This is a genomic window from Peribacillus sp. ACCC06369 (assembly GCF_030348945.1).
Classification (GTDB): domain Bacteria; phylum Bacillota; class Bacilli; order Bacillales; family DSM-1321; genus Peribacillus.
In genome coordinates this window covers 2,324,301-2,346,053 of record NZ_JAUCEN010000002.1, presented here as the reverse complement: position 1 = coordinate 2,346,053, position 21,753 = coordinate 2,324,301, and the positions used below count along the sequence as shown (strand labels likewise).

Genomic DNA, 21,753 nt, shown 5'->3' with positions numbered 1-21,753 from the left:
TTTTCCTTTTTCTCCACTTATTTATAGAGTAAGTAATTTTTGCGAACCTTTTTAAAAGCATCCTGCTTTTCTTGATATTCTTTTATAATTTCATTTACTGAAGAACCTTCTTCAATTCTGGACCTTACCCAGCCATTTCCAATCAATAAATTGAAATTGTTGGCTGCAAGGAATTCGAAATCACCAGGATATAGGTCCTGAATGGTCTTGATGATGTGAAGTCCAGTAGGGACAGCCTTGAATTCCTCTCTATCCGTTATATAAATTTCCACTCCGTGGCTAAGTTTACCTGCATGCTTTGAAAACATAGGTGTAAAAGAGGCTGCCCTGAATTTTACACCAGGTAAACGAAGAGCATTTAATTTCCCAGCAAGCTCATCACCGTTTATATAAGGAGCACCAATCAACTCGAATGGTTTAGTCGTTCCTCTGCCTTCCGAGACATTCGTTCCCTCGATCAAGCCTGTAGCCGGATATACGAATGTAGTGGAGACTGTCGGCATATTCGGTGACGGCAAGACAAAAGGAAGCCCAGTATCGTCATAATCCATATCTCGCTTCCAGCCTTTCATCTTGATGACCTTTAGATCTGCACCAATTTTAAATTCCTTATTGAACAAAGTCGAGAGTTCCCCAACAGTCATCCCATGCTTAAGCGGTATTGGGTACAAACCAACAAACGATGAGAATTCAGGTTCAAGCACCGGTCCATCTACCGACTCCCCGCCTTGTGGGTTCGGCCGGTCCAGCACGATGAAGGGGATATCATTTTCTTTGGCTGCTTCCATTGCATAAGCCATCGTGTAGATATACGTGTAATAGCGTGTTCCGACATCCTGGATATCAAAGACAAGGACCTCAACATCTTTTAACATTTCGGGCGTCGGTTTTTTCGTTTTGCCATATAAGCTATAAACGGGCAACCCTGTTTTTTCATCAATATAATATTCAACGCTTGCACCTGCTTGCGCATCTCCTCGCACTCCATGTTCAGGACCGAATAACGCTGTCAAATTAATATCCGGATCATCATGAAGTAGATCTACGATGCTGGTTAATTTAGAATCGATGCCAGTTGGATTCGTGATCAAACCGACTTTCTTTCCGCTTAACACGTCCTTTTCTTCTTTTAAAAGGACTTCAATACCGGGATTGACTTTTTGTTTTTTCTTCTCTTTAACAGCGGTTACACTTTTTGAGGAAACGATGCCGAAAGAAAGCATGCAAATGGTAAATAAGATAATCATTCTTTTCAAATTGCTTCCCTCCCTATTTTTTAATGGATCTTCCTGATTTAATATCTAATCCATATCCAAATTTATAAATCCTTTCAGAGGGCTTAGTCACTGATGGTATATCGACCGGCAACGTGCCTTTAGGTTTTGATTCTCCAAAAATGGTCGAGATGCCTGCCGGGATATTCGGCTGTCTATAACGCCCATTCGAATAACCTTTGAACCCGTAAACAGCAAGAACCGCTTTCGCTTCTTCAAAGTTTGCAACATCATACGGGTTTCTTAAACTCATTAAAACAAATTCTTTATCCTTCTTATTAGCATGGTTCATGATCGCTCTTGGGAAGGCTGTTGCCCACTTCGACGAATCTTGAATGCTATCATCGATCACTCCATCATTTACAGCCGGATCGTTTTTGACAACATAGGAACCGGTTAAGACAAAATCCGATTCATCGATTAGTTTAGCCACTTCAACTGTAAATGACTTTCCTGAAAAACTCATACCCGTTATTTGGACTTTCTTTATTTTCTTTTTATCAGCTAATTCTAGGATGCTCCTTGACATGGATTCAACTTGATCATCAAAAGGGGCAAGAACTAAAACTTTATCATTTTTCTTAGGTTTGAAAGGCAATGTTCTATCTTCATTTTTCAATAGAGTGATGGCATCTTCCGCGATTTTCCTTTCTTTTTTTAAATGATCTTCATTCCCGACCACTTGAAGCGCGGTTTCGATTTTTTTATCGATCGGAGTATTATCAGGGTTTAATATCCCTCTTTTCACTTTCAGTTCAAGTATCCTTGTTACGGATTGATTGACTTGACTTAGAGGTAGTTCGCCGCTTTCCACTGCTGCCTTCACTGCATGGAATACAGAGGTTATATTCTTTTCCATTTGTAGCGAATTTACTTGTGCAGGCATTAACGCAATATCAACACCCGATTTCAGGGCAAGGACAACAGCTTCTTCCTGTCCGAAGTTGTCCGCAATGGCTTTCATATTCAAAGCATCTGTGACCACAACACCGTCAAAACCCATTTCTTCACGTAAAAGACCGGTTATGACCTTATGTGACAACGTTGCAGGAACCATAATTTCTTGTCCGTCATTTTTACTGATATACGTAGTGTCATCGAATGCAGGAAATTGAACATGTGCAGTCATCATCATATCCACTCCAGCATCGATGGCCTTTTGGAAAGGAACCAACTCTATGGAACGCAAACGCTCTTTATCATGAGAGACAAGTGGGAGTCCATAATGACTATCGACTGCTGTATCTCCATGACCAGGAAAATGCTTGGTCGTTGCTATCATGTTCTGGTTTTGCAATCCTTTTATCGTCTGAATGCCAAGCTTTGATACAAGTTCTGGATCAGAACTGAAGGAACGAACGCCAATAACTGGATTTCCGGGATTATTATTGACATCGACAGACGGCCCAAAATTGACATTTATGCCAAGTGACGAAAGTTCCTTTCCAATGATTTCTCCAGTTTGATAAGCGTAATTTCCATTTCTGGCTGCACCAAGCGCCATATTACCAGGAAGGTTCGTTCCAGTTTGAAGGCGAGTTACGATTCCTCCTTCCTGATCAATCGTAATGAACAGCGGAAGGTCTGGGCTTGCCATTTGCAAACCATCCGTGAGCCGAACAGTTTGTTCGGTATCGACTACATTTTCAGCAAACAGAATCACACCGCCCAGATGATATTTTTTGATGATGCTTGCAACTTCTGAGTTCATTTCAGTAAACCCTGTAGCCTTAGCTTCTCCTTGTTTTTGCCAATTGCGAAAATCCGGCATGAGCATTTGACCGACTTTTTCATCGATTGTCATGTTTTCTACGATTTCTTGAATTTCCGATACTAATTTTTCATTCTCATTCTCTGATCCCTTTGCTGTCGCATTCCCTCCCAGACTGGATAAAACCAAGAATAATGCGATTCCAGCAGGGGCACATATCCTTTTTATCATTTAGGCTTCCTCCCTTGTATACTTTTTAGTTCTGTTAGTAACAATTCCATATCCATAACCCTGAAAGGATGAGATTGGAAATGAGCTATTTAGGTCCTAAAAAGAAAATCAAGGCAGCATCCGGAACCCCATCAGCCGCCTTCTTTTAACAAGCCTTCATGAATATATCCATTTATCCCTGTATAATTGATTTTCAGAGCCCAATTGGTCACTCAATTATAAGTTTTATCGTTTGACCAGGCTTTAGAAGGGACAGCAAGGGAATATCTTCTTCTATAATTCGCCCTATCACATTGACCCGATGACTTGCCTCCAGGTCTCTCCTGCAAATTTGAACCTCTCCCCGATATCGACCGTATCCATCATTGTCCATCGTTATGGATCCAAGGGTGCGTGCAACAGTATTACTCGGTTCAACATTTCCTGTGACTCGGGTATTTTGCAGCCGGAAAACATCTTGAGAAACATCTGGCCTCAATTTAAACTGACCGCTTTGCAAGAGTCGGGATTTCACTCTAATAGATAGAATATTTAGACTTTTATAGGTAATTAGATTCTCAAGCAAATTATTCTCCGTTCCTTGATCTCCAACGAAAACTCCCTCCACTTGCTGAAACAGCTCAACACCGGCAGCATATGGATTCATCAACCTGTGTTTTTCAAGCGTTGGAAGGCCCTCATGCAGTGGGCCGCGTTTACTCCCAGCACCCGGGATGAAAGCAAAAATCGATATGCCGTATTTCTTGAACATACGATTTTGCACATGAAAGAATTCTTCCTCAAGTCCCGTTTCACGCCTTGGATAAAAGTTGTGCCAGGCTATCAAACTTTCCGGTTCCACCCCGCTCCCAAGCACGGCTAGAAGTTCATCTTCATTCCACGTACTTGCATTCAGTGAGAGGGAAAACACCTTAGATAAAGATGTAACCGCTTCTTGATCAAACCCTTCATCAAGGCGAATACCTTTAATCCCTAATGGCCATAAATCCTCAAGTTTGCTAATCCCCAAATGATTAAGCGTGTTTAATGATACATCTGCATGGATTTCCATTCCATAGGACTCTGAAAGCTTTAAAAGCTTGATCATCCTCTTTACGAGGTCACCCTTTTCTTCAGGAATATGAAGCGAGGTAAATGCCCTCTTCACTCCTAGGTTGGCGGCATGGATAATTTGTGCTTCTGCATGTGGATCCTGTAAATAAAAAGAGATTCCAATCACTTGAATTCTACTGCCATTTCATCTTTAAATCCAAACAAATACGTAAAAACAAATCCTGCTATATAGGAAATAAACAACCCTACGAGGAACAGACCGATTTGGTTTGGATGCACTAAAAAGGTAAGCGGCAGTCCAGAAACACCGATTGACGACGTTGCTATTCCGAAATGAGCTTGGAATGCCCCACCTACTCCTGCACCTAAACAGGCGGTTAAGAAAGGCCGGCCCAGTGGCAGCGTCACTCCAAATATAAGCGGTTCGCCGATACCAAGCATCCCTGAAGGAAGACCCCCGCCGATTGCTCTCTTTAAACTAGCTTTCTTCGTTTTCATATAGATGGCAAATGCCGCTCCTACTTGCCCTGCACCTCCCATTGCCAAAATGGGTAGCAGTGGATCATCTCCAATCGAATTGATCAATTCTAGATGAACTGGCGTTAAACCTTGATGTAAACCAGTAATGACGAGAGGTAGGAATGCCGCACCAAGCACGAATCCTGCTACAACACCGCCGATATCCAATATATTCAATAACCCTGTCGTAATGGCATCCGATAAAAACCCTCCTACCGGCATAAAAACAATGTAAGTGACAATCCCGGTAATGAGTAAAGCGATGGTTGGCGTCAAAATGATATCCAGTGATTGCGGAATGAATTTCCTGACCTGTTTTTCCACCAAGGCTATGAAGATAGCAGCAAAAAGGACTCCTATCAACCCACCGCGGCCAGGAAGTAAATTTTCACCGAACAATGAAATGTCGCCGACTGCCGGATTGATGACCAAGATACCCGCTACTGCACCAAGTGCAGGTGATCCGCCGTATTCCTTTGCCGCATTGGTCCCAACCAAAATTCCCAAATAGGCAAAGAGCCCTGACCCGATAACGGTTAAAATGATGGCTAATTGCGACTCTGCTGCAAGCCAGCCCGCTTGAACGATCGCTTTTGTAATACCGGTAATCAAACCTGATGCCACTAACGCGGGAATTAAGGGGATGAAAATGCTTGCAATCCTGCGTAAAAAAAGTTTAAAAGGTTTGGCGTTTTTCCTATCATTCTCGGATTTGTTCTTCGAGGCCACTTCTTTTAAGTCCAAACCGCCGGAAGACTCCAGAAGCTTTTCAAATTCTGTATGAACCTTGTTCACCACGCCTGGTCCCAGGACGATTTGGATCGTTTCTTCTTCAATGACGCCAAGAACGCCGTCCGTGTTTTTTATATCATCCATGTTTACTTTTGAACGATCGATTGGCATTACCCTTAGTCTGGTCATACAATGTGCAGCATCAGCAACATTCGATGCCCCACCTAATTTCCCCAATATCTCTTCTGCTAAACTGGCGTACTTATCCCCCTTACCCATTCAAAAACCCCCTTTGTCAAATCTCGTAATATTCATTTATATCGATCCGTCATCGATTTGATTGCGGACCTGGTGTTATCAATATATTGGACAGTTTCTTCATATTGCTCTGAAGCCATCCCCAAAAACAAAATGTCAATCATATATAACTGCGCCAATCGTGAGGATGTTGCTGCACTTCGAAACGGTGCTTCATTCGAAAAGGATGTATACAGTGTCGCATCACATAAAGAAGACACCGTTGTTTGGCCAAAATGAGTAAGCCCGATCGTCTTGACCCCACGTTCTTTAGCAAGCTTCAGTATATTGACAACTTCAGGTGTTTCCCCTGAGAATGAAATGGCAAAAACGATGTCATTTTCATCTGCATTTGCAATCAGGGTTGCAACTAAATGCATATCTGTAAAAGCAGTTGCCCCTTTATTGATGCGAAGTAATTTTTGCTGAGCATCTGCAGCAACTATATTCGAAGCACCCACTCCGCAAAAGTGGACGGTTTTAGCGTTCAGCATCAGCGTTATAGCCTGTTTGAGATTATCATGATCGATTATTTCAGATGTGTCCCGAATGGTCTGAATCGAATTACTCGTCGTTTTCTCAACAATCCGATACAGTGATTCGGAAGGCTCGATATCCCGGTAACCCTGTTCTACAGTCTTCATCAAATCTCCAGCTATCCTTATTTTCAGATCTTGAAACCCCTTTATTCCAAGCGATTTACACAACCTAATAACAGCAGCCCCGCTGGTTTGGGCAGACGTACTCAATTCCTGTACAGTGCTGTTCACAACTTCATGAGGATTCTGTAGAATATATTCTGCTAGTTTTTGTTCTGATTGCGGCAGCTTGCTCAACATCGTCTGTATGATGGATAATCCTCCTGTAGCCATTGTTTCCCTCCTTAATCTTTATGGATCGAGATGGCTTTTCTGACATCTCCATCAGCCTTTTCCAGTAACTCGATTGCTTTTTGATAATCTGTTGCCGATTTTATCATGACAATCGCTGGTTTAACTTGATTATTTGCCTTTTCAAGCGTATTCAAAGCTTGATCATAGTCAGCATTCGTTACAGTTTCTATGATGCCTATCGCACGGTCCTTCAGTTTTTGATTACTGACATTTACATCAACCATCAGATTTTCATAGACTTTTCCCAAGCGGATCATGGTTGCTGTTGAAATCATATTGAGTACCATTTTATGTGCGGTTGCCGCTTTCATTCTCGTGGATCCCGTTAACACTTCCGGTCCGACCACCACTTCAATCCCTATATCAGCTGCTTCTGTGATGCTCGCGTTTTTATTGCATGATAAAGCCACCGCTTTAGCCCCAACTTTCCTTGCATAACGTAAAGCGCCCCTCACATAAGGGGTACGGCCGCTTGCCGCAATGCCTATTACCGTATCATTTGCTGTAAGGTTCACGTCAATTAAATCAGATTCCCCAAACTCTTCTTTATCCTCCGCTCCTTCAACAGCCCGAACAAATGCCTTTTCCCCTCCTGCAATAATTCCCAGCACCCTATCAGGCGGGGTACTGAAAGTAGGTGGACATTCCACGGCATCCAGAACACCGAGTCTTCCGCTCGTTCCTGCTCCGATGTATATGAGTCTCCCACCTTTTTTTAACGATTCGTAAGCCCATTCAACTACCGTTTTTATTTCTGGCAAAACCTCCTGTACCGCTGCTGCCACCTTTGAATCTTCTTTATTGATTGCTGAAATGATTTCCATCGTATTTACACTATCGATATTCATCGTCCCTTCGTTCCGTAATTCAGTCGTTAACGAACGCAGATGTTCTTCCATAGACAATCAAATCCTCCTATTGCTTAAATATAATTTCAAAATTTGATAGAAAATAATGAAATTATATTTCATATTATATTCAATGATAGCGGTTTCATTACTTTGACACAAGATATTTTTGTAAAATTCACATTATTCATTCCCTTAAAATACCCCACACAGGCAATCTCCTTATTTGGAATCAAATAAAATTTCATTACATCCTGGGGAAATGGATGCATCTATAGCCGCCTTCTGCGTGTAATGATTTACCCATAGAAACCTCTAGTTTTGTAATATTGCACTCCTGATTTTTCCGACAATAAAAAAACGTGTACCGTTCCCAAACTTGGGTACGATACACGCATAAGTACTATAACAAAATGCTAAACTGGTTTACTCAAAGGACTCGGGACGCCTGCAACCCCTGACCCAGTTAACGGACGGGGACAACTTTCCCGTCTTCGACAGCGCCGACGACAATAGTTGATGCAAATCCTCCATTTTCATCAATTGAGGGAATATCATATATTTTTTGATCTGGCCCTATATTTGAAAGACCATCCTGCATATGTTTACGGATAGCCTTCGCATCATCCACACTGCCTGCAGATTTCATAGCTTCAACAAAGGCATACATGGCGATATAATTCAAACCTACTTCGGAACTTGGATCTTCCTTATAGTTCTTTTGATATTTCTCAACGAAAGCGGGAACTGCTTCTTCATCCGAATCCATCAGTGGAAGAACGCCAATCGAGCCTTCCAATGTTTCATATGAACCGGCAATCGGCTTCATTTGATCTAGCTTTGCTTGATCCATTATGATGAAACCGCCTTTAAACCCTAGCTCCCGAGCTTGCTTCGCTACTTTTGCCGTAGGTTCCGAAGCACCACCGATAAATAGAACATCAGGGTCTTTTTTCAAGGCATTGGTAACGATCGTGAAGAAATCGGTTTCTTTGGCGAAATCGATCGACGAATTATAAACGACTTTACCGCCTTGCTTTTCCCAATGTGGGAGAACGGCTTCCGTCCAGTCTTTACCATATTGGGAGGAAGTAGGTAAAGCGGCTATTTTCTTGCCGAAATTTTCCATTGCGTAAGTTGTAAAAGGTTCGATATACCCTTCGTAATTCGGCGGAATTCGAACGGTTAATGAATTTCCACTCTCGGTCACTGTCGGTTCACTCGTATAAGCACCAATGATGAATTCCTCTTGTTCATTAAAAACCTGCAGTGCCAACACACCTCCGCTATGAGGCGTGAAAATGATCGGCGTATCATGTTCCTGAATTAGCCGTTTTGCATTCGCACCTGTTTCATTTGGTAAGTATTTATCATCCAATGATACCAAATTCAATGTGTATTTCTTACCATCCACTTCAAAACCACCAGCATCGTTAATTTCATTGACGGCCATTTCGACACCATTCAATGTCCTTTTCCCATATAGCGCTGCTGCCCCGCTTAATGGACCGCTAAAACCAATGTTAACGACATTTTCACTTTTACCTTTACCGCCACTACTAGACACAGTGCTATCCCCTTTATTGCACCCAGTCAAAACAGTGATCATTAGCAGCATGAAGACAAATATTACTTTCAATTTTTTCATAAAAATCCCCCATTCAATTTTTCAGGCTCCAATATATGCTTTCCTTACTTCATCATTGGCTAATAAATCACTGGCTGTCCCTTGAACGACAATTTCCCCATTTCCAAAAACATATCCTTTATCTGCAATGCTAAGGGCAGCATTCGCGTTTTGTTCCGCAAGCAGGATCGTGATTCCTTCCCGGTTTATTTCTTCAATGACTTGAAACATCTGTTCGACAATAAGTGGAGCCAGTCCCACCGAAGGCTCATCAAGCATCAACAATTTGGGTTTCGACATCAAGGCCCTTCCAATTGCCAGCATTTGCTGTTGACCTCCGCTCAGGCTTCCCGCTTCATCATGATGCTTTTCTTTTAAAATCGGGAATAAATGATAGACGTATTCCAAGGAATCCTTGATCTCCGCCTTTTTCTTTCGATGCACATAGGCACCCATCCTCAGGTTTTCCTGGACGGTCATCTGTGGAAATAGTTTACGTCCCTCGGCACACTGGACTATTCCCTCCAGAACATTCTTATCCGGGGCACGGCCCCCTATGGGCATGCCCTGAAAATGAATTTCCCCCTTGGACAGCTTACTGATACCGCTTATGGAACGAAAAGTCGTGCTTTTCCCTGCCCCATTAGCTCCTAACAAAACTACGATTTCTCCCTTGGCAACTTCGATATTCACATGTTTTATCGCAGTGAAACTCCCATAATTCACGGCGACATCGGTTAACTTAAGCACTGGCACTACCTCCCAAATAGGCTTTAATCACCGCTTCATTTCCGCGGATCTCCTTAGGGGTGCCCTCGGCAATTTTTTCCCCGTAATTAAGGACCATGATTTGATCTGCCAAGTTCATGATCATATGCATTTTGTGCTCGATTAAACAAATGGTCAGTCCTGATCGATTTAATTTTTTAATCAGTTCTGTCAAACCTTCCGTTTCATCCGGGTTGATTCCCGCAGCAGGTTCATCGAGAAAGATAATTTCCGGTTCCGTTGCAAGGGCAAGGGCAATGGCTGTCCGTTTCTTTTCCTCCTGCGAGATGCTGGAGACCATTCTGTCAGCAGATTGCGTCAATCCAACAATATCAAGCACCTCCATTGCCTTATCCCTGCATGCCGCTTCCTCCCGTTTTAAACGGTTTGTTCTTAGAATGGCATCAACCAAATTGGATTTGGTACGCAGTCTATGCCCGACAATGACATTATCCAAGACGGTCGATTGATCAAAAAGGCTTGTCGTTTGAAAGGTCCTTGAAATTCCAAGCCCTGCAATTTCATTGGCAGGAAGTTTGGTGATATCTATCCCTTTAAAAAGGACCGTACCTGAAGTTGGGCGATGAAAGCCACTGATCAAGTTGAAAAAAGTTGATTTTCCTGCACCATTCGGTCCGATTATTGCATTGATTCTGCCTTTTTCAATCATAAAATCCACATTATTGACCGCCGCTAATCCGCCAAACCGCTTTGTCAAATTCCTCGTTTCGATAAGCAAACTCATCCCTCCTCCGCTTTCATGTGAATTTCGTTTCTCACCTTGGACCGCTTATTAACTTTTCGCTTGTTTTGCCAATCAAAGATGGCCCCTGAGATTCCGCGCGGATAAAAGATGATGATTATCGTAAGCAATGGTCCGAATATCAACATTCGATATTCTTGAAGGAATTGCAGATTCTGCGAAAGGATAACTAATAGTAATGTACCTACCAATGGACCTGAGAGTGTCCCGATTCCACCAACCAATAAATACATCAATAGATCGAACATTATGGCAGTTGATCCGATATCAGGTCCAATGAAGCGAATGAATGAAGCATACAAGGCACCTGCTAAACCTGCAAAGAATGTGGATAGGACAAATGCGGTTAACTTATTCTTCATTGTGGATATGCCTATCGTTTGTGCAAGGTCCTCGCTGTTCCTGATGGCCATATACGTCCTGCCGGTCAACGAGCGGATAATTCGATACACGATCAAAATCACTGCAAGCAGGAAAATGAGGACCAAATAATATTGTGATGCTGCAGTATCAAATGCGATTGGACCTATATTTCCAGGAGCAGGAATACCGATCAATCCCCTAACCCCTTCTGTAAGCCCCTCCCATTTATCGATGACCAGATATATGATGTAACCAACACATAGGGTATAAATCGCGAAAAAGTGTTCCTTTGTCCTCAACGCTATCAATCCGATTAAAAACCCAATTGCACATGTGATTAAACATGCCGTTACAAGTGCCAACCAAAAGTTCATTCCCGCTTTTACCGTCAGCAGCCCAAGTGAATATGCTCCAATGGCAAAAAATCCAGCATGTGCAAGTGAGAGATATCCAGTATATCCTGACAGTAAATTAATCCCATAAACAGCTATCGCCCAGATGAACGAAAGCGTCAGCATATGGAGATAATAGTCGTTTTGCGCGATAAAGGGGAATGAAAATGCAAAGATGATAAGAGCGATGATTCCATTTCTTTTCGTTAAGATCTTCACGCTACCTCTCCCCCTTGGCAAAAAGACCTGTTGGTTTCACGGTTAATATCACGACTAAAAGAATGAATGCGATGATGTCCTTATAATCATTTGAAATATAAGTTGCGCCCAGGCTCTCACTAAAACCTAGGATATATCCGCCTACGATCGCCCCCGGGATGCTCCCCATCCCGCCCAAGATGATAATGACGAATGCTTTTAGGATGACTAAATGCCCCATGCCGGGAAAAACAAGGTTAATCGGTGATGCAAGGGATGAAGCGATGGCAGCTAAACCACCCGATATCATGAAGGTCAGCATCGCGACTTTATTAATGTTGATTCCCACTAATGACGCACCTTCACGGCTTTGGGACATAGCTATTATCGTTGACCCGGTATAAGTTTTCTTAAGGAAAAGATAAAGTAAAACCATTACTGCGATAGCTGACACGATGATCAATAACCGCTGTAGTGTGAACGTCAAGCCCATGAAGTTGACGACTTGGCCGTATGGAGAAGTCATTGTATGGAAGTCTGCACCCCAGACAAATTGGGCAAAAGCTTCAAGAAAAAGGAGAATGCCGATTGCTGCTATCTTATCGTGCAATGGAGGTGCCTCCCTTAACAGACGAAACACGAAACGTTCCAAAAGGACTCCCAACAAACCAACAACGATAACGGATACAAACATGGCAATCCAGTAATTGACCCCATATAATGTCATCATTGACAACGTGATATATCCACCCAACATATATAGGGCACCGTGGGCAAAGTTCGGGATATGCAAAATTCCATATACTAGCGTCAATCCCAGGGCAACAAGACTATATACGCTGCCAATCGTCAAACCATTAAAAAGCTGCTGGATCAAAATATCCATTTACTTCCTCCCTGATAATTATTGAATTTCACTTTGCTCCTAGATTCATTCCCTGGCCCACATTCCTGTCCATATTTTGAAAGCACACTTCTGCGACGAAAAACACTTTCACTTATTCCTCACTGGCTCAACCTCTCGAGGAGGAGCAGTAACTCAATCATCGATCAATTAGATAGACACTGTTTATTTCCCTATTCTTTCCGCCTACAGATATAGCTTAGGAGTAGCGGATAACACCACTCGGGTTCTTGTTAGCGCTTTCATTTATAATGACTACTTATTTCAGTACATGCACCTAACGTTTTTAAGTCCTTATTCTTTCTGCCTAATGAATCCCAGGCGATACGATTATCTGAAATGCCTATGCTGTTTTTAGGGATAGCCACTGATTCCTTCTTCTCTGATTAACAGTTTCCCCACGGTAATCGTCTGGATCGTTCACCCCTTTCACCTCGCACTTTCTACAGGTTCTTCCGTAGATAGATTTAATTTCCTATTATGAATGCAAGTGCCGTGCCATAAGTAACACACTGTCCAACCGCCTATTCCCAGCAGTGTGAATTCATTATTGAATTGTAAAAACCAAATGTATGGGTTCCATATGGGTTATCCATCATTCACTTTTGACTGAAAAAATCATTTCTGAATCAGTAAAAGAATCAGAATGAAGAAATAAAAAGACAAGTATCTAAAAATACCCTTCACAACTACATTTATTTCTCGCAATAGGAGGTAATCATGCACAAAAAGCAACATTAAAAACGAAATTTTTTCGGGGGTAATTTTTGATATGAACAAAATATGTGGTAATTATCTATCTGTTGTTCTTGTAAAGAAGGCTCCTTACCAAGTTGAGGTAGTTTATTCATGAAAAGAATATTACTTCGTTATTCAGTAATGAGTTCTATGTTTCTTACTGATGTTGGTATCTCTGATGTGATGAAGTTAGAACTCAGTACTGTTCAATAGAAGCCCATGAGGTACGGAGACATTAAATTACAGTGCATATGGGGGGAGATTAAGTATTGAGCATCTCAAAATTCCAAGTTGAACGTTTCTTGAGTATATACAAGGGTTGCCAAAGACAAATATTGGTTGGAGACTACTTATTGAAAAAAGAAGGTGATTTCATGATTGTATATATTCTGGATAATTTAAAACCCTACCTTGATCTTGCTAACACAATAATATTTTTCCTTATTTATTTGAATATTAGAAAAAAGTAAATAACAATCTTTAATAAGGCAATTCCCCCCATCCCGTCTACTAGATAGCAAGTCACCCATCTTATTAGATGGATAAAACTACATTTCTTTCATCTGCGATGGATCTATAAAATTTTTCCCCTTCCAAGTACTTAACTCCATGTAATTTTTCGCCTATCCGGTATTTAGTCAAAAAAAATGCACCTCCCATTGTTGGATGGTGTCCAACAATGGGAGGTGCATTTCATACTTACCTATTCTTTTCCACTGACCTTCAATCGATATTTTTTAAGTTTCCGCACAATTGTTGCCTGGCTGGAATCAAGGGCTTCTGCGATTTCATATGTAGTTTGGTAGGTTTGAGCCGCTTTCGTCAGGATTTCCTTTTCGGCTCTTTCCACCGCTTCCTTTAAAGTTAGGGAAGAATTACGGTTGGGCTGATTCCGATTTTCCGGCTGATATTCTTCTGGAAGGTCGTTAATCGATAATAAATGATTATCCGTCAGTACGACGAGCCTTTCCACTATATTAATCAATTCACGGACATTTCCTGGCCAATCATGTTGATAAAAGTATTCCTTCAGCCTCGAATCTATTTCTTTTGAGAATTTATATTGTTCGTTTGCCTTTGTTAAAAATAGGTCAATCAATGCCAAGATATCTTCTCTTCTTTCCCTTAGGGGAGGAATCGTAATCGGAATGACATTCAGCCTATAAAAGAGGTCTTCACGAAAATCGCCCGATTTGACCATTTCCGATAGATTCCGGTTCGTGGCTGCGATTATGCGAACATCGATTTTCTTTGGCTTTGTACCTCCGATTCTTTGAATCTCCCTTTCCTGAAGGGCCCGAAGCAGCTTCACTTGAAGTTGCAGGGGAAGCTCACCGACTTCATCCAAGAACAAGATCCCACTTTCCGCCAGCTCAAACATCCCTGGTTTACCTTTTTGATTGGCACCGGTAAATGCCCCTCCTTCATATCCAAAGAGCTCGGATTCCAATAAATCAGCAGGAATTGCCCCACAATTTATTTTGATGAAATCTCCTTTTTTAGATCGGATGCTCCGATTATAAATATTACGGGCAAGGACATCTTTTCCAACGCCCGTTTCTCCTAAAATGAGTACGGTCGCATCAATATCCGATATTCTTTCAGCAATCTCATAAATCATTTTCATCTTATCACTGACGAATACGACGCCATCCTGGCTTGTTATCTTCCGCAGTTTTTCTATTTCCTGCTTATATTGATTATTCAATTCATTAACTTTCGTCAACTCATGCATCAGTTCATTTAAATCTGATAAATCTCTTATATTCGTAACGACTTGCTCTATTTCCCCTGCCGCATTAAAAACGGGACTTCCTGTAATCAATGTTTCTTTTCCAGCAAAATTATCCTGTACGACTGATACCGTTCGTCTCAGCTTCACTACCTTATGCGTCACCGAAGCATTCAGGATGCCGCGCTTAATCAATTGGTCCACCGACTTGCCTATATAATACTCTTTTGGAATGCCAGTGATCCGTTCAATTGCCGAATTGGTATAAAGGGTGATTCCATCTTGATCGGTGATGTATATCCCATCATAGGAATTTTCGATAATGGCATCCAGAGCGCGATTCAACTTATCCGTTTCATGAGCATCAATCAATAAATCATCCAAAAATTGTGTTTCTCTGCCTATATATAGAATATTGTCAGTATCCATTTGTTTCATCAATAAAAATAAATACCGTTTATCACGCAGCCTTGCAGCTGCAAGCCTTTTATTATCGAGAAATTGCCACTCATCGAATTGTTTGGTTAATATTTTATTACCATTCTGACCTAACAATTGATTAAAATAATAGCCCCAATCCTTTATCCGGTTTGCAGAATCCACGACTAGTGCAGGAAAGGTCCACTCTTTGAGCAAATTAAACTGAGAATCCTGTTTCACTTGATTCAATACTATTCACCGCCGCAAAAAGAATTCTTTTTAAGTACAATTCTGGATAAAATTCGAAATCCCTTTAAAATTGTCGAATTTCGTTCCTAAAAAAAGTAGTGATGAAATAACTTTCATCACTACTTTCCCTTAGTAGGCCTTAAAAATAACCTCTCCACTGATCGCTTCCTTACCTGACTGGTTAGTGGCCGCTACATTGAAAAAATATCTATCCCCACTTTTTTCTTTTAGATCGGCTTGAAGAGTTATGACATCATTCAAGAAAACCATACCTTTGAAACGAATCTTGTATTCTTCGATAAATCCGATTTCATAAAGATTACTGAAAATCTTTGCGAGGTTTCCCATCGTCCACATTCCATGTGCGATGATACCGGGAAGACCAGCATTTTTTGCTTCCTCATCAATCGTATGAATGGGATTAAAATCACCTGATGCACCAGCGTACTTAATGAGATCCAAACGCGTTACAGGTTCAAGCTCAATTGAATGTAACGAGTCACCAATATGAAGTTCGGTTAATGTCGTCACTTACTCATCACCATCCTTCTGATCGTTTCATTGATAATGACAAGCTGTTCAGCAGTGAAGACAATTTCCCCATCCGCATCCGTCCCATAATTTTTAAAGGCTAGAAATCCCATTTCCCCTTGTTTTCCCTTTTTCTCATAATAGTCTTTCACTTCCGTATAACAGGTGATTTCTTCCCCTACCTTCAGCGGCCTGTTGTAGCGATATATCTGCTCGCCGTGAATCAACCCTTTATTCGGGAGGTTTAAGCTTTCGATCGACCCAAAATCAAAAACCCTTGGGAAAGTTGGTGGTGCGATATTCGTTCCATACCTTGATTGCCTGCCTATTTCTTCATCGATGAAAATCGGGTGGGGATCACCAATCGATAATGCGAATTTTTTAACGGCACTCCGTTCAACCATATTTTTAACGGGTTTGGATCGTTTTCCAATACTTTCGTTGAACATAACATCCCGCCTTTTCCCTTAATTTTTTGGACCGCCTGCGACATATAAAACCTGTCCACTAATGAATGAGGATGCTTCATCAGCAAAGAATGCAACAGCATGAGCAATATCACTTGGCAAACCGCTTCTAGCAACAGGAATACTGTTTGCCCTATCCTGGATGAATTGTTCAAAACTCACTCCCACCCGCCTGGCTGTTTCTTTCGTCATTTCGGTTTCGATAAAACCTGGTGCGACCGAATTAGCCGTTATTCCATATTTTCCAAGTTCGATCGCTAGTGTTTTTGTTAACCCCTGAAGCCCGGCTTTTGCAGCTGAATAATTAGCCTGCCCACGATTCCCAAGGGCGGAGGTGGATGATATATTGATGATTCTTCCGTATTTATTTGCAACCATATGCTTCTGGGCGGAACGTACTGCATTGAAGGTACCCTTTAAATGCACATCCATCACCGTTTGCCAATCTGAATCGGTCATTTTAAAAAGTAGATTATCTCGGATGACCCCCGCATTATTCACGAGGATATCAAGGGAGCCGAATGTGTCGGCTATTTCTCTAATGGATGCTTCCACTTCTTCGGAATTGACCACATTGGCCACTTTTGTAAAAATGGTGTAACCCTTATCCCTTAATTCATTTCCTGTTGATGTCAAAACCTCTTCGTTGATATCGATAATGGCTACATTTGCGCCTTCGCTTGCAAATAGTTCGACGATCGCCAGGCCAATCCCTCTGCTTCCACCCGTAACTAAAGCCGTTTTCCCTGTAAATCTCCCTGTCATAATCGTTTCCTCCTAATCTATTATAAGAATTGTCCTAATTTAACATGTCCCTTAATCAAATTTCGGGAAATGATCATCCGCTGTATTTCATCCGTGCCATCATAAATCCTCCAAAGCCTAGCCTCACGGTACCAACGTTCAATAGGAAGCTCCTTCGTATAACCCATGCCACCGTGTATCTGCAATACGCGATCAACGACCCGATTCCCCATATTCGCTCCATAGAGTTTAGCCATTGAAGCTAAATGGCGATTGTCTTCTCCATTATCAAGTGTGAAAGCTGCATTCAAAACAAGCCATCTTGCAGCTTCGATTTCTACAGCCGAATCAGCAATCTGCCATTGAATGGCCTGTCGCTCAGCAATCGGTTTACCGAATGTAACACGTTCTTTAGCGTATTCTATAGCCATTTGCAGCAATCTTTCTGCAGAACCGACAGCGCGCGCCCCCACAATCCATCTTGCAAACCCAATCCATTCCAAGCCTAGTTTATAACCGCCATGCACTTCCCCTAAAATGTTTTCTTCAGGTACCCTGACATTATCAAAAACCAAACCGGCCGGTCCCCATTCTCCCATCGTATTGATATATTCTGATCTCCAGCCCATATCACGGTCTACAATGAAACAAGTTACCCCTTCCGTTCCGGTTGCTTGATGACTTTCTTTGTCGGTTACAGCAATGACCATGACGAAATCGGCATCGTTTCCTCCTGTAATGAAAGTTTTTTCCCCGTTAAGCACCCATTCGTTCCCTTCTTTTACTGCCGTCATTTTAATATTTCGCGTATCGGACCCTGCTCCCGGCTCCGTCATGGCAAAACAGGACTTTTTCTCCCCGTTAATCGTAGGGATCAGATATTTCTTTTTCTGTTCTTCATTACCATAATAAAGAATATTGTCCGCCGAACCTCCAAAGCTGAATGGTACAAACGTTTTTGATACTTCCATCAAGACAATGGCCATCATAAGCTGTCCTAAGTCTGCCCCACCAAATTCCTCCGGAGTATTGATGCCCCAAAACCCAGCTTTTTTTGCTTTTTCCTGTAATTCTTTTAATGTCCCCTCTGGTAAACTAGGTTTTCCAGCCATTTCATTCCGTAGTACTTCATTTTCCAAGGGAATCAATTCATTTTCCACAAACTTGCGTATTGTTTTTTGTACCATTTTTTGTTCATCCGATAATCGTAAATCCATTTTAACCCCTCCACTTTCCAATTAGACTAGTTTTGATATTTTCTCTTCAATTGCCCAGTAATGATATTTTTTTGGATTTCGGATGTGCCTTCATATATTCTAGTGATTCGGGCATCCCGATAGAAACGTTCAACTGGATAATCCTTCATGTATCCCATCCCGCCATGAATCTGAACGGCCTTATCAGCGACACGATTATATACTTCTGAACCATACAACTTAAGCATTGCCGCTTCTTTAATGATTTTTTCTTTCTGATCGACCATCCATGCGACACGGTATGTGAATGAGCGAAGTGCTTCTATTTCCATTGCCATCTCGGCAATCATATGAGATACGGCTTGATGATCAATGATAGGAACATCGAATTGTTCACGTTCGGTGGCATATTTAGTAGATAGATCCAGCAGGTATTGACAGGACCCCAAATTTCGTGCCGCAAGGCCTGCCCGGCCATTTGCAAGGATTTTCAATGCATTTACATACCCTTGACCAACGTCCCCCAGTACATTTTCAGCCGGAACCTCGCAATCTTCAAAAACCAATTCGGCCGAATGTGAGCCTCGTAGTCCCATTTTCCTTTCCAGGCTACCAACTCTAAAACCAGGAAAATCCTTTTCTACTATGAATGAAGTGATTCCTTTTGCCCCTTTATCTTTGTCCGTTACGGCCATAACTGTAAAAATATCCGCTACATCTGCATTCGTTATATAATGCTTAGTCCCATTTAGGATATACTTATCGCCACTTTTGACAGCCGTCATTTTGAGATTCGTCGCATGGGACCCCGCTGCAGGCTCAGTTAAAGCAAATGCGCCAATTTTATTACCGCTTGCCATATCTGGAAGATACTTTTCCTTTTGCATTTCATTGCCCATTTCAACTATCCCTACTGTCCCTATACCTGTGTGGGCCCCAATCAGAGTGGTATATCCATTATGTGTTTTGCCGATTTCCTCATATAAAGCACATTTCCCTACCATTCCGATTCCGAGCCCACCATAATTTTCCGGGATACTAAGTCCGAATAACCCGATTTCCTTCGATAAATTAATGATCGATTCCGGGATATGATCTTCATCCTCTATCTGCATGGAAAAAGGATCGATTTGCTCTTCGATAAACTGTCTTATATTTTCTTTTAATAGCAGGATGTCTTCATCTAAGCGAAAGTCCATTTTCATTCCCCTTTATCCGCGAATTGATTGTTAACGCTTTCATATTTTATCCGAATAAGCGATATGTTTTTCTTGAAGCTTGCGTTTCAAGATTTTACCGACCGCTGTCTTCGGAAGTTCACTTTCAAATGTGATTATTTTTGGGACTTTAAAGGCAGCGAGCTGTTTTCGGCAATAATCTTTCAACTCGTTTTCAGTTATCCTTTCACTTGGCTTTAAAACTACCGCAGCATGTACCGTTTCACCGCGATATTGATCGGGAACGCCAAAGACGGCAGCTTCAAGAACCTTATGATGGCTGTAGAGAATATCTTCAATTTCAATTGGATAAATATTGAATCCGCCTGCGATGATCATTTCTTTCTTGCGTCCCACAATGTAAAAGAAGCCATCTTCATCCATCTTGGCAATGTCACCGGTATGAAGCCATCCGTTTTGAATCGTATTTCGCGTCTCTTCAGGCATGCCCCAATAGCCTTTCATTACCTGTGGACCCTTTATGACCAATTCACCTGGTGTATCAACCAAGAGGGATGGTTCTCCTGTAATACTGTCAATTATGGCGGCATCAGTATTCTGTAAAGGAATCCCGATACTTCCAGATTTCTGGAGACCGCTAACTGGATTTCGGTGAGTGACTGGTGACGCCTCGGACAGGCCATAGCCCTCTGCAATCTTTGTTCCACTCAATTCGTTAAACCTTGACAATACATTCAATGGCAATGGTGACGAACCTGAAACGCAAGATTTCAATGTATGCAAATCAAATGGTTGGGACTGGTAATATTGTAATAAAGCAATATACATCGTTGGTACCCCTGGAAAAATGGTCGGTTTAAGTTTATTGATAATATCGACGATTTCCGTCACCTCAAACCGGGATACAAGAATTAATTCTCCACCATTATAAAATGTCAGGTTCATCCCTGAAGTCATCCCGTAAACATGAAATAATGGGGAAACTCCAAGTACCCTTTCCTTCCCCTTTTGAGTATTTATTCTTGAAGCAGCTGCACTTTGCAGCGTATTCGCAACGATATTACCATGGGTTAGCATCGCCCCTTTAGAACGCCCTGTCGTTCCTCCTGTATATTGGAGAACGGCGACATCTTCGGAGGGTTCAATCCGCACTGTGAAATCCGCCTCTGTTACTGATAGCAGCTTTTTTATCATTTCACATTTACCTTTTTCCAGAGACACACACAACATCTTTTCAACATCGGTTTCAGCCATTACGGCTTCAACTATTGGCAATAATTCGTCGAGCACAATGATGAGCCTTGCACCTGAGTCTTTCAGGACATGTATTAATTCGTTTTGCTTATACATCGGATTGATTTGGACAACTATTGCTCCATTCAAAAGAGTTCCGAAAAAACCAATCGGATATTGGGGACAATTAGGAAGCATAAGAGCCACACGATCCCCCTTTTTAATCCCTTCATCAGCAAGCAAGCGGGCACATTTTTTCACTAAGTTCCCTAACTCTGAATATGTATACCTTTGCTCCATGAACGTAACCGCTGTTTTATCCGAATATTGTTCGACTGATTGATAAAATAGTTCTGTTAAAGACATTTCAGGAATATCAATCTCCAGTGGATTTCCGGGCGGGATATGCTTTTTCCAAGGTCTATCCATTGGTCCTCCCCTTTCTTCATTCAAAAAATAAAGAAGTCATACTAACAATATGCAAGGAGTGTGCCAAAAATAAATCGTTATGTTATGTAGATTCTGTTAATATTAAAATTCAAAATTGAATTATTTGTTGTCCCATTAGAAATATATGGCTCGCAATGCTAGGATTTAAAATTGACTCAATAAGTCATTTTTGACTTAAAAGGTTACTCTCGTAAAAGGACTCAACCTGTAATGGGGATATGCGGGGATTATTTTCTTATAGG

The 21,753-nt window shown here is 41.6% G+C and carries 18 protein-coding genes; all 18 read right to left on the bottom strand.

All coding sequences use genetic code 11. The features are described 5' to 3' along the window. Positions 1-17 precede the first annotated feature (17 nt). Complete coding sequence (locus QUF78_RS12315) at positions 18-1,256, bottom strand: exo-beta-N-acetylmuramidase NamZ family protein (RefSeq protein ID WP_483313844.1); 1,239 nt, start codon at positions 1,254-1,256, stop codon at positions 18-20. Positions 1,257-1,269: 13 nt separating this feature from the next. Beyond that, positions 1,270-3,216 carry a glycoside hydrolase family 3 protein gene (locus QUF78_RS12310; RefSeq protein ID WP_289324874.1) on the bottom strand — a complete coding sequence of 649 codons (1,947 nt, stop codon included), beginning with the start codon at positions 3,214-3,216 and terminating at the stop codon, positions 1,270-1,272. A gap of 208 nt (positions 3,217-3,424) precedes the next feature. After that, on the bottom strand, positions 3,425-4,435 hold the full coding sequence (locus QUF78_RS12305; protein ID WP_289324873.1) for a MupG family TIM beta-alpha barrel fold protein: 1,011 nt from the start codon (positions 4,433-4,435) through the stop codon (positions 3,425-3,427). Further along, positions 4,432-5,799 (bottom strand): PTS transporter subunit EIIC, encoded by a 1,368-nt coding sequence (locus tag QUF78_RS12300; RefSeq protein ID WP_289324872.1) that lies wholly within the window; start codon positions 5,797-5,799, stop codon positions 4,432-4,434. Before QUF78_RS12300 ends, QUF78_RS12305 begins: the two co-directional genes overlap by 4 nt. Before the next feature lie 32 nt (positions 5,800-5,831). Beyond that, complete coding sequence (locus QUF78_RS12295; protein WP_289324871.1) at positions 5,832-6,689, bottom strand: MurR/RpiR family transcriptional regulator; 858 nt, start codon at positions 6,687-6,689, stop codon at positions 5,832-5,834. Between the two features lie 11 nt (positions 6,690-6,700). Continuing rightward, positions 6,701-7,609: an N-acetylmuramic acid 6-phosphate etherase gene (gene murQ / locus QUF78_RS12290; RefSeq protein ID WP_289327300.1), complete on the bottom strand. Its 909-nt coding sequence runs from the start codon at positions 7,607-7,609 to the stop codon at positions 6,701-6,703. A gap of 415 nt (positions 7,610-8,024) precedes the next feature. Continuing rightward, entirely contained in the window at positions 8,025-9,206 is a 1,182-nt protein-coding gene (locus QUF78_RS12285) for an ABC transporter substrate-binding protein (RefSeq protein WP_289324870.1), read from the bottom strand. A 21-nt stretch (positions 9,207-9,227) separates the two neighbouring features. Then, positions 9,228-9,935 (bottom strand): ABC transporter ATP-binding protein, encoded by a 708-nt coding sequence (locus QUF78_RS12280; protein WP_289324869.1) that lies wholly within the window; start codon positions 9,933-9,935, stop codon positions 9,228-9,230. Further along, positions 9,928-10,698 (bottom strand): ABC transporter ATP-binding protein, encoded by a 771-nt coding sequence (locus QUF78_RS12275; protein WP_289324868.1) that lies wholly within the window; start codon positions 10,696-10,698, stop codon positions 9,928-9,930. Before QUF78_RS12275 ends, QUF78_RS12280 begins: the two co-directional genes overlap by 8 nt. Further along, a complete protein-coding gene (locus QUF78_RS12270; RefSeq protein WP_375088656.1) occupies positions 10,695-11,690 on the bottom strand; it encodes a branched-chain amino acid ABC transporter permease in 996 nt (331 codons plus the stop codon). The genes QUF78_RS12275 and QUF78_RS12270 overlap by 4 nt, the downstream gene beginning before the upstream one ends. Position 11,691: 1 nt before the next feature. Beyond that, positions 11,692-12,555 (bottom strand): branched-chain amino acid ABC transporter permease, encoded by an 864-nt coding sequence (locus QUF78_RS12265; RefSeq protein ID WP_289316610.1) that lies wholly within the window; start codon positions 12,553-12,555, stop codon positions 11,692-11,694. A 1,459-nt stretch (positions 12,556-14,014) separates the two neighbouring features. Beyond that, positions 14,015-15,703: a sigma-54 interaction domain-containing protein gene (locus QUF78_RS12260; protein WP_289324867.1), complete on the bottom strand. Its 1,689-nt coding sequence runs from the start codon at positions 15,701-15,703 to the stop codon at positions 14,015-14,017. 138 nt (positions 15,704-15,841) lie between these two features. After that, complete coding sequence (locus QUF78_RS12255) at positions 15,842-16,243, bottom strand: MaoC/PaaZ C-terminal domain-containing protein (RefSeq protein ID WP_289324866.1); 402 nt, start codon at positions 16,241-16,243, stop codon at positions 15,842-15,844. Then, positions 16,240-16,692: a MaoC family dehydratase N-terminal domain-containing protein gene (locus QUF78_RS12250; protein ID WP_289324865.1), complete on the bottom strand. Its 453-nt coding sequence runs from the start codon at positions 16,690-16,692 to the stop codon at positions 16,240-16,242. Before QUF78_RS12250 ends, QUF78_RS12255 begins: the two co-directional genes overlap by 4 nt. Before the next feature lie 18 nt (positions 16,693-16,710). Further along, positions 16,711-17,475 carry an SDR family oxidoreductase gene (locus QUF78_RS12245; RefSeq protein WP_289324864.1) on the bottom strand — a complete coding sequence of 255 codons (765 nt, stop codon included), beginning with the start codon at positions 17,473-17,475 and terminating at the stop codon, positions 16,711-16,713. Between the two features lie 20 nt (positions 17,476-17,495). Continuing rightward, positions 17,496-18,671: an acyl-CoA dehydrogenase family protein gene (locus QUF78_RS12240; RefSeq protein WP_289324863.1), complete on the bottom strand. Its 1,176-nt coding sequence runs from the start codon at positions 18,669-18,671 to the stop codon at positions 17,496-17,498. A gap of 26 nt (positions 18,672-18,697) precedes the next feature. Next, entirely contained in the window at positions 18,698-19,849 is a 1,152-nt protein-coding gene (locus QUF78_RS12235) for an acyl-CoA dehydrogenase family protein (RefSeq protein ID WP_289324862.1), read from the bottom strand. A 39-nt stretch (positions 19,850-19,888) separates the two neighbouring features. Continuing rightward, positions 19,889-21,490: a long-chain-fatty-acid--CoA ligase gene (locus tag QUF78_RS12230; protein WP_289324861.1), complete on the bottom strand. Its 1,602-nt coding sequence runs from the start codon at positions 21,488-21,490 to the stop codon at positions 19,889-19,891. Positions 21,491-21,753: the final 263 nt, after the last annotated feature.